The organism is Bdellovibrio bacteriovorus, from assembly GCF_001592735.1.
Lineage (GTDB): Bacteria > Bdellovibrionota > Bdellovibrionia > Bdellovibrionales > Bdellovibrionaceae > Bdellovibrio > Bdellovibrio bacteriovorus_D.
The window spans coordinates 901,228-913,499 of sequence record NZ_LUKE01000001.1 but is presented as its reverse complement, the minus strand read 5'-3'; the positions used below and the strand labels follow the sequence as shown (position 1 = coordinate 913,499).

The following is a 12,272-nucleotide window of genomic DNA, read 5'->3' as shown; positions in this document are numbered from 1 at the left end:
CAGGGAGAGTTATGGTTTCAGAAATTTTTAATCCTGAATGGTGGACAGAAGTTCCCGGCTTTAAATTCCAGGACATCACTTATCATCGCGCGAAAGGCCAAGGCACAGTGCGTATCGCCTTTAATCGCCCTGAAGTGCGCAATGCTTTTCGCCCCCAAACGGTCGATGAACTTTACACGGCCTTAGAACACGCACGCATCACGGCCGATGTCGGTGTCGTTATTATCACGGGCAATGGTCCTTCACCCAAAGATGGCGGCTGGGCTTTTTGTTCAGGCGGGGATCAACGCATTCGCGGTAAAGATGGCTACAAATATGAAGATCAAGAAGCTAAAGGCAAAGTGGATTTAGCGCGCTTGGGTCGTTTGCATATTTTAGAGGTCCAACGCTTGATTCGCTTTATGCCTAAAGTGGTGATGGCCGTAGTTCCAGGTTGGTCGGTGGGGGGCGGTCATTCATTGCACGTGGTGTGTGATCTGACTTTAGCCAGCCAAGAACACGCGATCTTTAAGCAAACCGATCCTGATGTCGCAAGTTTTGATAGTGGTTATGGTTCGGCTTACCTAGCACGCATGGTGGGACAAAAACGCGCCAGAGAAATTTTTTTCCTGGGTCGCAACTATTCCGCACAAGAAGCTTTCGACATGGGCATGGTCAATGCCATGGTTCCACACAAAGAATTAGAAAAAGTTGCGTTAGAATGGGCCAAAGAAATGAATTCAAAAAGCCCAACAGCGATGCGCATGTTGAAGTTTGGATTTAACATGATCGATGATGGCTTAGTCGGCCAACAGCTTTTTGCCGGTGAAGCCACACGTTTGGCTTACGGAACTGAAGAGGCTGCAGAAGGCCGTGATTCATTTGTTGAAAAACGTCCGAAAGATTTCACCAAATTCCCTTGGCATTACTAAGAACCCTTCTCGCTTAAAGGCGGGGCTCGTCTTAAAAATTAGTAAAAAACCCGAACGGGAAGCATTACAAGGCTTCCTGTTTTTATTTTGACTTAAAACAGATACTCAAAATATTCATCCCTCCCCACACTGGGAGTATGAAAATAGCGCTCATACTTATTATTTCTATTTTTGTCGGATTCGCACTGTGGAGTTGTCCAAGCCGCAAGATCATTCCCGATCCAACACCACCGCAACCAACGATGGAAACACCTGTCGGCGGCGGGGATTTAGGTCCGAGCAAAGCTACGGACCAAGGACTTTAACAAAAGCTGTTACAGTTGCTCGCGGCATTCAATTTTGAATGTGATCGGTTCGCCTAGTTTATCAATCCAACTGCCGAAGCCTTCCCATTTCAAGTCTTCTTTTTTTGTTAAGACAAGCTTTTCGGAAATAGGTCCAAGTCCCTCTCCGGCTTCAAGATACATGAATCTGCGCCCGGTGTAGCTGTAAATGATTTCGCTGTCGGATTGCTGCTGTGGTGTCCAGTCCATGGCGACGATGCCCCCGAAGGCTTCATTTCGTGAAGGCAAAGGCATGGAGTATGCTTCCCTTTTATCTGCTGGCATAGCGAATGAGCGGACGTTCCAACGACCCTTAAGTTCTGGGGGATTTAAAAATGCTCCGAAAAGATCTAGGGCTAAGTTAGAATCGGATCCGATATTCCCAGCTCCCGTCGCGCGATTAAGAGCCAATGTAACATTTGTTTTCAATTCTTCGTACCACGAGCCTTTTGAGTTCTCGTACGGAAATTTATTATCTGGATCGCCAATCAGGCAGAAAAAATTATTGAACTCTTTTGCCTCAATAAATTTTTGAGAAAATGCGCGAGCATCTTTGTCCGTTTCTTCCGTCAAACCTATACCGAAAACATGGGCCGCCTCATGGACAAGCTTTAATTTAATTTCGTCGACATAGGGAGTGACTTTGACCTTGCCCAAGGTATTTACCGGAATGGCGGCGTGAGATTTAAAGAACAGACTTAGAACTTTAATTTTTTGGGCGCCGTCCTTGTTTTCATAATCAAACATCAGCTCACGGTCATAACGTGAAGTCGTGTTGTTTGGCTCTAGGCTTAGATTTTTAAGCAGAGATAAAAACTTTTCTTTATCAAACTGAGCGGGCAAGGATTTTGAATTAATGAACTTAACTTCTTGTTGCAGCTCGGCCACGGCACGCTTTAAAAGTGCTAAAGAACTCTCGTCACCAAAGCTTCCGCCTCCACTGCTAGAACCGTCGGCCATAGGGGCTGGGGTCGCAGGGGCTGTTAATGCTGCCGGTGTATGTCCATTTTCAGAACAGGCCGTCGCAAAAAGCGTCAAGCACACCGCCAAAGAGGCGAAAAGGCGGCTTGATCTCGTATTGGTAAGAGATGAATTCGTTAGCTTCATACCTGAGTTTAGGATGCACAAGTTGTGCTTTGTTTCTGGCTTTTTCATAAAAACTCCTTCGGGGGATTGTTTGTTCTGAGGGCACTATGCCAGACCAAAGACGCGCTGCGATAGATTATTGTAATTAAATTTTAATTAAATATTTAATTTTTTATTAAAAAATCCGTATATCTATAGGAAATGACGAAAAAAACGGTATTTGATTTTAATAGCTATAAGGCCTATTTAAAGGCCTTTTTTGAACAGCCTGGAAACCCTGTGGGTATCCGTTCTCGCTTTGCCCAAGCTATCGAAAGCCAAAGCTCGTTTATATCTCAGGTGCTAACGGGTAAGGCCGAACTGTCTTTAGATCAAGCCTATAGGGCTTCACAGTTTTTAGAGCACACCACCGACGAAGCAGATTACTTTTTGATTCTGGTACAATTGCACCGATCCACGGGCGCGAATTATAAAAAATTTTTGGAAGACAAAATCCAAAAGATGCGACAAGAGCGAGTGCGCCTAAAAAATCGCGTCAATACGAATCGAGAAATTTCAACCGAAGCGCGAGCCCAGTACTACAGCTCTTGGATTTATACGGCGATACACATAGCGGCTTCTTTAAAAGATATGAATTCGGCGCGAGATATCGCGGATTATCTAGGTCTAAAGTTAGAAGTGGTGCATGAGGCGCTTCATTTTTTAGAATCAGAAGGACTGGTTCACGTCGAGGCCGGTACAGTCAAGATGGGACAGACGCACATTCATTTGCCTTCAGATTCTGTCTTAGTTCGCACCCATCACGCCAACTGGCGTGCAAGAGCTATTCAATCCTTAGAAAAAAGTCTGCAAAAAGATCTTCACTACTCGGTCGTTTATTCACTATCGCGCAAAGACGCCGAAATCATTAAAAGAAAAATTGCTGATCTGATTCAAGAAAATCTTAAAGTCGTCGCTCCATCGGAAGAAGAAGTTCTTTTTGCGAACGTGATTGATTTCTTTGAAGTAAGCAAAGATTAGAAATTGGTGGAGCAAATCGGGATCGAACCGACGACCTCAACACTGCCAGCGTTGCGCTCTCCCAGCTGAGCTATTGCCCCATTTTTCGAATGGAAGTACTAACATATCCCAGTCTGAGGCTGAATCAAGTTTAAAAATTCACATGCAGTGCTGGGCAGCGATTTTTTAAAAATGCCTTCAGTTCTGAGTCAGTAAATTTAAAAAACGAATCGCCATCACTGGTGAAAGAAAAGATTTCTTTATTAGAAACTTCGCAGCGCTGACCAGTGACATCGGTAAAGATCGAAGACCGCGATGCATCCGCACTTGGGTCGCCTTTAAATTTGAATCCCACATCCAGCCACAATGTTTTTACGTCCCGAATTTCAACACCGCCGTTGTTGCCCGGGTGAACTTTGGGATCCTCCGTTAAAGTTCCACCTAGCATCCCTGCAAAGCGACGTTCAGACTTATCGTAAGTAATAGAAATTCCAGACGCAGAAGTTTGCACTAACATTTCACCGTTAGGTTGTTTTTCAAAGCCGGGCATGCGCGTGCGAGGGAAAAAATAAAATACGCGGGCGCCGTCCGTGCCTTTGTTGTACTCATACGAATTAAAGACCATAAACATGCCTTCATCGGTAAAGACGGCGGAACGAAAGTAATCAGTTCCGGCATCCGCCGGTGAGGCTAAAACTTGGCAATTGATATCGCCTTGGAATCTTTGAAATTCAAATGCGCCGGATTTTTGGTAAAGATCCGTGCATGCCATCGAAAAAAGAAAAAATGAAAAAATGCCCACGCGCTCATCTAAAACAGAAATCCACGCGGGGGCAAGCAGTTCTTAACGTTGATCAGTGTCATTGGTGCGAGCCGGAACTGTCGTGTCGGCATCGCCCGTAGTGGTGGCTCCGGAGCTGCCGATTTCACCCGAACGCGCTTCCGTATTGACCGTGTCTTGTGTTCCTGTAGGTGTGGTCATTGGAGATCTCATCATGAAATAAGCGACCAGTCCCAAAACCACGACGACGGCAATCCCCCAATAAACCATATTCATAGATCGATTGCGGTGTTGCCCCGGGCTTCCTAAAGTTGTTGTTGCCATAAATCCTCCTTAAGTTAAGGGGGATTATCCCTTGGATCGAAAATCTTGGCAGCATGTAAACCGGCAGCCACCTCATAGTAAAAAAGATTGAAGAAGATGAAGAGTTTAACATGAAAATCGTAAAAGAGTCTGATCTAATAAATTTATGAATAAAGTCGATCCTAAAAAAGTCATTGCGATTCTTTTTGTTCCCGTGATCGCAATCATGGTGTGGAGAGACTGGCCGATAACACAAGCCCCGGGAATCTTAGTGGGTGAAGCACCGGCTCAAGAATTAATTCCGGCGGAAGCTCGTAAGCCCATAAAATATAACGATTCCGTCGTTGAGCCCCTCGCGACATATCGAATCCGCGCGCGAGTTTTGTCGAAGCAGCGTTATCGTTTTGATCACGGGGCTAAAGTTTCCCCTATTGATTTGGCTTTGGGGTGGGGACCGATGTCTGACACGGCCATTTTAGATCAACTCAGTGTCTCCCAAGATCATCGGTTTTATTTTTTAAGATGGCAGGAACCGCCCATCAACGAAAAAGACATGATGCTAAATAGCGCCAATGTCCATATCATCCCGGCCAATGATTACATCAAAGACCAAGTGCTTTCTTTACGTATTGGTCAGATCGTCGAATTGCGCGGCAGTCTAGTGGTGGTCAGTGGTAAAGATGGCGGCGAATGGAAAAGCTCCCTCTCCCGCGAAGACAGCGGAGCCGGAGCTTGTGAGTTGATGTACGTCACTCAAGTGATGAAATTCTAACCCCGCTTTAGGGAACCTTTTTCAGCAAATCTTTCCACCAAAAAACGGGCTTATATTGATCATTCACGGTCACGGTTTCCCCCATGACAGGTGTGATCAGCGGAATGTTTTTCTTTAAGGCCTCTTCAGAAAGCTTTTCGACCGGTTCATGCCACGCATGCATGGCGAGGCTGAACATCCCCCAGTGGATGGGGAAATATTTTTTTGCTCTCAGATCAAAATAGGCTTGAATAGAATCGGCAGGGTGCAAGTGCACTTCGGGCCATTTTTCGTTGTATTGACCGTTTTCGATAAAGGCGATATCAAAGGGACCCAGCTTATCGCCGATGTCCTTAAAATGTACATCGTAACCTGAATCACCACTGAAATAAAGACGATGCTTTTTACTTTGCACCACCCAAGACGCCCAAAGGCTTTTGGTTTGATTCATTAAGCTGCGACCTGAAAAATGTTGTGCCGGGGTGGCTGTGAACTGAATACCGTCCACCGTTTTACTTTCCCACCAATCCATTTCGGTAATGCGATCGGCAAGAATACCCCAACGATGTAAATGCGCGCCCACGCCCAATGGAACCATGAACTGCGTTTTTGTTTCTTTAAAAGCACGGATGGTGTCGGTGTCCAGATGATCATAGTGATCATGAGAAATCACGACCACGTCAATCGGTGGCAGCGTTGAGGGATCCGCGACCGTCGCACGAAAGCGCTTCATCATAAATCCAAAAGGGCCTGTGCTGCTGGAAAGAACTGGATCAATCAAGACCATCTTGCCATCAAGGTTTAACAAAATACTAGAATGTCCAAACCAGATTAATTTGATGTCGTCAGAGGCCGCTTTGAAAGTGTCAAAGTCAGGCGCCACCGCAGGAAGTTCGGCTGTCGGCACGCGATCCGGAGTATTATTAAAAATAAACTTAATGATGGAAGAAAAATTCATCGTGCGCTTGCGCATCTCTTCCAAGATGGTGGGGCGACGATTGACGAAAATTCCTTTTTCCGCGTCAAACTGAGTAGATGATTTATAAGTCGAAAAATTTTCGTCAGTAGGTAAACTGCCGAACGAAGAAAAAGCGCCGAACATCAGGCCTCCGATAATCCCTAAGCTAAGGACAAGCAGAAGCAAGATTGTGATTTTAAGAACGCGAACCATCTCTTACCCCGCATAAACGATAGATGAAATGCTATCGCGAATTGAGGAAGCCGAAAAGGCCTAAGCCCCGCACGCGGGACCTAAGGATCTTACTTAACAATACCTTTGTAGATGTAAGCCACGCCACCGGTCAGTGAAATGTACTCGGTGTGAGAAAAAGCGCCGGTCTCGTTCATCATGTTCAAAAACTTCTTTTTGCATGGGAATGCGGCCGAAGATTTTTGCAGATACTCGTAAGCATCCTTTTGACCAGTCACCCATCCGCCCAACTTAGGCAGGATGTTTAAAGAATAGAAGTTATAGATCGGACCAAATACCGGGAAATCCACTTGGCCAAACTCTAAAACCATCACGGTCCCGCCAGAACGAGTCACACGTGCCATTTCAGAAAGGCCTTTGCCTGGGTTCCCAACATTGCGAATACCAAAAGAAATCGAAGAAATATCAAAGCTGTTGTCTTGGTATTTCAAGTCAGTCACATCGGCTTGTTCAAATTGAATATCTAAACCGCGAGAAGCGGCTTTGCCTGGGGCCGGGATCAGCATTTCTTTACAGAAGTCTGTGCCAATGACCACTCCACTTGTGCCGACCGTTTTTTTAAACTCAATTGCCAGGTCGCCGGTGCCGGTAGCGCAGTCTAAAACTTTATCTCCAGGTTTAGCACCGCTGTATTTAACTAGTTTTTTGCGCCACAAGTGGTGAATGCCCATGGAAAGGATGTCGTTACCCTTGTCATAGTTTTTTGCCACTTTAGAAAACATCGAACGGATGATTTCTGGATTTGGAGAATGTTTTTGTTCGTTAGTTTGCATAAACCACCGCACCTTCAGACTGCAATTGCGTGTGTAAAGGACGATCGATCGCATCTAGGATTCTATCCAGCTTGTTCATCATGACTTTAAAATCATTCAAAGTCAGCGCCTGCATGCCATCCGAAAGTGCTTCCGCCGGGCGAGGATGAACTTCCACGATGATACCATCTGCACCCACAGCAGCTGCCGCGTAAGCAAGATCCGGAACCAACGCGCGAATACCCACAGCATGTGAAGGATCCACGATGACTGGCAAAGAAGTATTTTTCTTAGCAAAAGCCACCGCGTTCAAGTCTAGAGTATTGCGAGTCGATGTTTCAAAAGTACGGATACCACGTTCGCAAAGAATCACGTTTGGATTTCCACCCACAGTCACGTATTCAGCTGCTTTCACCCATTCGGTGATCAATGCCGCAAAGCCGCGTTTTAACAGAACTGGTTTTTTCTGCATGCCAAGTTCTTTAAGCAAAGCATAGTTATGCATATTGCGGGAACCGACTTGGAAGCATTCAACGACGTCATAAATTTGTTCGATTTGGCGAGCGTCCGTGACTTCAGACACCAAGGACATGCCGGTTTGTTTGCAGACGTCTTTGATCATATCGAAAGAAGAAGTTCCTAAGCCCTGGAAGTCTTTTGAGGACGTTCGCATTTTCCAGATTCCACCACGCAACAAGTGCGCGCCAGAGGCTTTAACTCCCATCGCAGTTTCTAGAAATTGCTCGCGGCTTTCGATCGAGCACGGGCCCGCGATAACGGTGAATTCAGGACCGCCAATAGAGTAACCACCCACATTGACGATTTGGGTTGAGGGAGTTGTTTGCATAGTTTGAGTTTCCATATTACGACTTCTCACGTGGATCGGCAGAATAGCATAACGCTCTCAGGCATTACAAACCTTTTGGAATCAGGAGCCCTCTTGCGCCATAGGGGCCAATGGATTCTTATTGAAGGCCCATTCCGTCAGGTTTCCGACGCAAATAGTGATGAAATTACAATCCTTTGCCCGGATTTTTATGACTTAGGCTCCGCAAGGTTCTTGCGGGGTCAGCAGACCCATGCCCTGAGGGGCGATGAGGTCAAGGCTCTATGTGAGAATTACTTGTCTCAAAGCCCTCCTGTTCCGGAGTCCTTAGGTTCTATGAATTGGCAAGAGCCTGAAAAATCAGACTTTGCCACCGACCTGGAAATCATCCAAGGCAAGATCCAAAAAGGGGAAATTCAAAAAGCCGTCCCGGTGATTTTTGCGCGCACTTCGCAGACTGTGACGGCCGTTCATCGTGCGCAGATGTTGTTGTCGCTCATAAACGCTCCGCCTAGCTTGTATGTTTATGGCTTTTGGCAAAATGGCGAAGGAGTCTTGGGGGCAACCCCTGAAACTTTGTTTGAATATAGCAAAGGCACTTTAAAAACCATGGCCTTGGCAGGCACGTGCCCGAAAGAAGACGCCACTCATCGAGAGTTCTTGCTACAAGATGAAAAGGAAATGCACGAGCATCTTTTGGTACTTGAAGATATCAAGTCAGTCTTAAAGCCTTTGGGAGAAATCAAAACCGAAGGACCGCAGATCTTAGAGCTGCCGACACTTTTTCATCTGTTCACGAAAATCAACGTGGACTGCCAAAGGGTACCGTCTTTTACAAATTTGATCGAAAGCCTGCACCCGACGCCGGCCTTGGGCGTGGCCCCAAGAAACTATGGGTACAAGTGGATGGAGGAACTTCCGGGACAGGAGGGACGCGCTCGTTATGGGGCGCCGTTTGCGTTCTTGTCAAAAGAGGAGGCTCTGTGTCTTGTCGGGATCAGAAATATACAGTGGAATAAAGCTTCAAGCATGATCGGAAGTGGTTGCGGTATCGTTGCGGCCAGTGATTTAGAACGGGAATGGCGGGAGCTTTATCAAAAGCGCCTGTCGGTCAGAAAGATTTTGGGACTGAATTTATGACAAATATGGAATTGGCCGGGAAGGTCGTTCAGGAGTTAGTTAACAGCGGTGTGCGCGAATTTGTTCTTTGTGCCGGTGCCCGCAATAGTCCTTTGGTTCACGTCTTAGATGAAAACAAGAATTTAAAAGTCTATTCTTTCTTTGAAGAACGTTCGGCGGCATTTTTTGCTTTAGGTCGCATCGCGAGCACGCGTCGTCCGGTTGCCATCATTACGACTTCTGGGACCGCGGTGGCGGAGCTTTTACCCGCGGCGGTGGAAGGAACTTATTCTTCACTGCCTTTGATCATGGTGACCGCCGATCGCCCTAAGCAATATCGTGGCACGGGTGCTCCGCAAACCATCGAACAAGTCGGAATCTTTTCCTACTATAACGAAGTGGCGCTGGACGTGGATGCGGAAAATTCGCACATCTCGTTTAAATCCTTATCTTGGAAAAAGCCCATTCATGTGAATATCTGTTTTGAAGAGCCTTTGATTGACGGACCTATTCCAAAAATCGACGTGCCTTCGATTTCGGAAAGAACACGTTTGCCAGGACAATTACCACTGGGCACATTAAAAGAGATGGAAGAATTCCTGAACTCTCACAATCCGCTGGTGATTGTTGGGATCTTGCCGGAAAAAGCTTACGGCACTGTCTTAGAGTTTTTAAAACAATACAAAGCCCCGGTTTACTGCGAGGGTATTTCAAGCTTACGCGGTCATCCGGATATTAAAGATATCGAAATTCGCTCAGGCGAAAAAATGATCCATCGAATTTTAGCCTCGAAAACCTGCGATTCAATTTTGCGCATCGGTGGTGTGCCGACAGCGCGCGTGTGGCGCGACCTTGAGGATAAATACAAAGAAATTCCTGTTTTTTCTGTCAGCTTTAATCATTATTCTGGTTTAAGTCGTTCGACTCAGCAATGTAATTCATTGGATTTACTCAGCCAGGTGGAGTTCGCTTACAATCATCGTGAAAATGTGAAAGTGAATATTGAAGACGCCAGTCGTGCCGAACACATTCGTTCGTTATTGCGCAAATATCCGCAAAGTGAGCAGGGTTTAATCTTTTCACTTTCTAGAAAAATGCACCGTGGGTCTTTGTACTTGGGGAACTCGCTGCCGATCCGCGAATGGGATTCAAGTTCTTCGCATGATGCAATCCCTGTGCGTGTCGCTGCCAATCGTGGAGCTAATGGTATCGATGGTCAGCTTTCAACATTCTTGGGGTGGGCCCATCCTGAGACGGAAAATTGGTGTCTTGTTGGGGATTTAACAGCGATGTATGATCTTTCGTCACTTTGGGTGACTTCTCAATTAGACGCAAAAAAGTTTCGTATTGTTGTTATCAACAATGGAGGAGGCCAAATCTTTTCGCGCATGTTTAACAAAGAAATCTTTATAAACAAGCATCAGATTTCTTTCGAATCATGGGCGAAAATGTGGAATTGGTCCTACGAAAAGTGGCATAATATTCCTGAAGAATCAAAACTTTCGGATTTGCAAATTATTGAGCTCATCCCCGATGCGCAGCAAACCCACGAGTTTTGGAAGGAGTACGAATCGCTGTGGAAAGAGTGAACCTCATTTTCCTGCATGGCTTCTTAGGGCGTCCCTCAGATTGGGCGCTTGTGAAGGCCTATTTGCCTTTCGGCGACGTGCACATTTACACTCCGGATTATCTTAAAGATCCTCAATTAGGACCGCAGAACAGCTTTGAAACGTGGGCCGAAAACTTTGTCAAATGGACTGAAAAAGTTGTCGGAGGCACCAAGCAAAATATTTTGGTAGGTTATTCCTTAGGGGGTCGCTTGGCTTTACATGCTCTGGAAAAAAAACCGGATCTGTGGAAGAAGGTCGTTTTGATTTCGACGAATCCCGGAATCGAAGATGCACAGCATGAAGATATCGGTCGATCTGAAGAGCGTCAAAAGCGTTGGCTTTCCGATGCTTATTGGGCCGAGGAATTTGCGAAATCACCCTGGGAAACTGTTTTAAGAAATTGGAATTCTCAACCCGTTTTTAAAGGCGGGGCGGCTGAACCGCCACGAGTAGAAACAGATTTTTCCCGCGAAGTTTTAAGTCTTATTTTGACCCAGTGGTCCTTGGCGCAACAACGCAATATGCGCGAGGTGATTGCAAAATACGTTCAAAAAATTCATTGGTTGGTGGGCGAAACAGACGAAAAGTTTATGGCGCTGACGGAACAGTTGAAAAATCAAATTCGGGAATTGCAAGTGGACGTTGTGATGGGTGCCGCTCACCGTGTGCCTTTGGATAATCCAAAGGGACTGGGCGAGCGTATTAATAAATTACTTAAGTAAGTTCTTGATGCTGTCGTTGATCCAGTCGCGATATTGTTTCACGCTGATGTAAATCGACTTATGCGCACAGACATTCTGTTTTTCTAAATATTCTTTTTTAGCTTTATCGCTTAATTCCCCAGGGACTAGCCACGAAATCGCCGAGGCAATGCCGATGACATAGTCTTCCCCTTTAAAGCGCATCATCGCTGGCCCCCCAGAATCGCCATGGCAAATGCCTTTGCCGTTGGTTTGGTCGACATAAAACTGGGTGCCGTCTTCAGAAAAGCCATCAATTTGCAGGTCGACGTGGCGTAAGAAACCCGATCCTTGAGTGTCGCGGCCTGTTGGGTCGGTAACCCCGGTAATGCGTCCGTAACCAGCAGCGGTGAATATCATGCCGGGTTCAACGACAAAGGACTCTTCCGGAATAGCTAAAGGCTCATAACCCTCGGGGGCGGAGTCTTTGATAAGAACCAAGGCCAGGTCATTGCGATTCACATTGTGATTTTTGTAATCGGGATGAACTAAAACTTTATCAGCTCGGCGGATGACGTAATCACCAGCTAAGGGGCGATTGCCAAAAGCCACGGTGATTTGATCGGCAGAAGATTTGATACAATGACCAGCTGTTAAAAGAATATTTTTTCGGATCAGCATCGCCGTACAGTAATTGTCCGTCGCCTTATCATAAATTAAAGCCAGATAACGAGATGCTAAGTGATCTTTCGGGGTTTCTTGGCCGCCAATGATGGCCTCGTTTATATTTTCGAGGTTTTCATTATGGTGAGAATTCCCGCAAGCGGTCAGGCATAAAACGATGAATGAAAGAACGTACAAATTCGTCTTCATGAGTCCCCATTGCGATAGGGTTCGGAGATAACAAATGGGCTGCTATTT

14 protein-coding genes and 1 tRNA gene are annotated in these 12,272 nt (G+C 46.0%); 7 read left to right on the top strand and 8 right to left on the bottom strand.

The window, feature by feature from the left end; genetic code table 11:
- Positions 1-11 precede the first annotated feature (11 nt).
- The gene (locus AZI86_RS04350; RefSeq protein ID WP_061833859.1) at positions 12-911 is read left to right on the top strand and encodes a 1,4-dihydroxy-2-naphthoyl-CoA synthase; all 900 of its coding nucleotides are present in this window, start codon (positions 12-14) and stop codon (positions 909-911) included.
- Between the two features lie 137 nt (positions 912-1,048).
- Positions 1,049-1,216, top strand: a complete 168-nt coding sequence (locus AZI86_RS19165; RefSeq protein ID WP_157684624.1) for a hypothetical protein — start codon at positions 1,049-1,051, stop codon at positions 1,214-1,216.
- Between the two features lie 9 nt (positions 1,217-1,225).
- On the opposite strand, the gene AZI86_RS04345 is transcribed toward AZI86_RS19165, so the two are convergent.
- Complete coding sequence (locus tag AZI86_RS04345) at positions 1,226-2,389, bottom strand: hypothetical protein (protein WP_061833858.1); 1,164 nt, start codon at positions 2,387-2,389, stop codon at positions 1,226-1,228.
- Between the two features lie 132 nt (positions 2,390-2,521).
- Between AZI86_RS04345 and AZI86_RS04340 the strand changes: the two genes are divergently transcribed.
- Entirely contained in the window at positions 2,522-3,340 is an 819-nt protein-coding gene (locus AZI86_RS04340) for a TIGR02147 family protein (protein WP_061833857.1), read from the top strand.
- Between the two features lie 4 nt (positions 3,341-3,344).
- Here the strand turns inward: AZI86_RS04340 and AZI86_RS04335 are convergent.
- From AZI86_RS04335 to AZI86_RS04325, 3 genes are all read right to left on the bottom strand, one after another.
- Positions 3,345-3,420, bottom strand: a tRNA-Ala gene (locus AZI86_RS04335).
- Positions 3,421-3,470: 50 nt separating this feature from the next.
- Complete coding sequence (locus tag AZI86_RS04330; protein WP_061833856.1) at positions 3,471-4,121, bottom strand: hypothetical protein; 651 nt, start codon at positions 4,119-4,121, stop codon at positions 3,471-3,473.
- Positions 4,122-4,163: 42 nt separating this feature from the next.
- Positions 4,164-4,424 carry a hypothetical protein gene (locus tag AZI86_RS04325; RefSeq protein ID WP_061833855.1) on the bottom strand — a complete coding sequence of 87 codons (261 nt, stop codon included), beginning with the start codon at positions 4,422-4,424 and terminating at the stop codon, positions 4,164-4,166.
- Positions 4,425-4,569: 145 nt separating this feature from the next.
- Here AZI86_RS04325 and AZI86_RS04320 point away from each other — a divergent pair, with 145 nt between their 5' ends.
- Positions 4,570-5,175: a hypothetical protein gene (locus AZI86_RS04320; protein ID WP_061833854.1), complete on the top strand. Its 606-nt coding sequence runs from the start codon at positions 4,570-4,572 to the stop codon at positions 5,173-5,175.
- A 7-nt stretch (positions 5,176-5,182) separates the two neighbouring features.
- Here the strand turns inward: AZI86_RS04320 and AZI86_RS04315 are convergent, their stop codons facing one another.
- From AZI86_RS04315 to aroF, 3 genes are all read right to left on the bottom strand, one after another.
- Positions 5,183-6,325, bottom strand: a complete 1,143-nt coding sequence (locus AZI86_RS04315) for an MBL fold metallo-hydrolase (protein ID WP_061833853.1) — start codon at positions 6,323-6,325, stop codon at positions 5,183-5,185.
- Between the two features lie 89 nt (positions 6,326-6,414).
- On the bottom strand, positions 6,415-7,137 hold the full coding sequence (gene ubiE / locus AZI86_RS04310; protein ID WP_061833852.1) for a bifunctional demethylmenaquinone methyltransferase/2-methoxy-6-polyprenyl-1,4-benzoquinol methylase UbiE: 723 nt from the start codon (positions 7,135-7,137) through the stop codon (positions 6,415-6,417).
- Positions 7,127-7,978 (bottom strand): 3-deoxy-7-phosphoheptulonate synthase, encoded by an 852-nt coding sequence (gene aroF, locus AZI86_RS04305; RefSeq protein WP_061833851.1) that lies wholly within the window; start codon positions 7,976-7,978, stop codon positions 7,127-7,129. Before aroF ends, ubiE begins: the two co-directional genes overlap by 11 nt.
- 261 nt (positions 7,979-8,239) lie before the next feature.
- On the opposite strand from aroF, the gene AZI86_RS04300 reads away from it, so the two are divergent.
- From AZI86_RS04300 to AZI86_RS04290, 3 genes are read left to right on the top strand one after another with little or no spacing between them, the layout of a single operon-like run.
- Positions 8,240-9,082: a chorismate-binding protein gene (locus tag AZI86_RS04300; protein WP_253715712.1), complete on the top strand. Its 843-nt coding sequence runs from the start codon at positions 8,240-8,242 to the stop codon at positions 9,080-9,082.
- Positions 9,079-10,650 carry a 2-succinyl-5-enolpyruvyl-6-hydroxy-3-cyclohexene-1-carboxylic-acid synthase gene (gene menD, locus AZI86_RS04295; protein ID WP_061835050.1) on the top strand — a complete coding sequence of 524 codons (1,572 nt, stop codon included), beginning with the start codon at positions 9,079-9,081 and terminating at the stop codon, positions 10,648-10,650. Before AZI86_RS04300 ends, menD begins: the two co-directional genes overlap by 4 nt.
- On the top strand, positions 10,638-11,393 hold the full coding sequence (locus AZI86_RS04290) for an alpha/beta fold hydrolase (RefSeq protein WP_253715709.1): 756 nt from the start codon (positions 10,638-10,640) through the stop codon (positions 11,391-11,393). Before menD ends, AZI86_RS04290 begins: the two co-directional genes overlap by 13 nt.
- Here the strand turns inward: AZI86_RS04290 and AZI86_RS04285 are convergent.
- Complete coding sequence (locus AZI86_RS04285) at positions 11,382-12,224, bottom strand: S1 family peptidase (RefSeq protein WP_061833850.1); 843 nt, start codon at positions 12,222-12,224, stop codon at positions 11,382-11,384. The two genes, AZI86_RS04290 and AZI86_RS04285, sit on opposite strands and share 12 nt — an antisense overlap.
- Positions 12,225-12,272 lie beyond the last annotated feature (48 nt).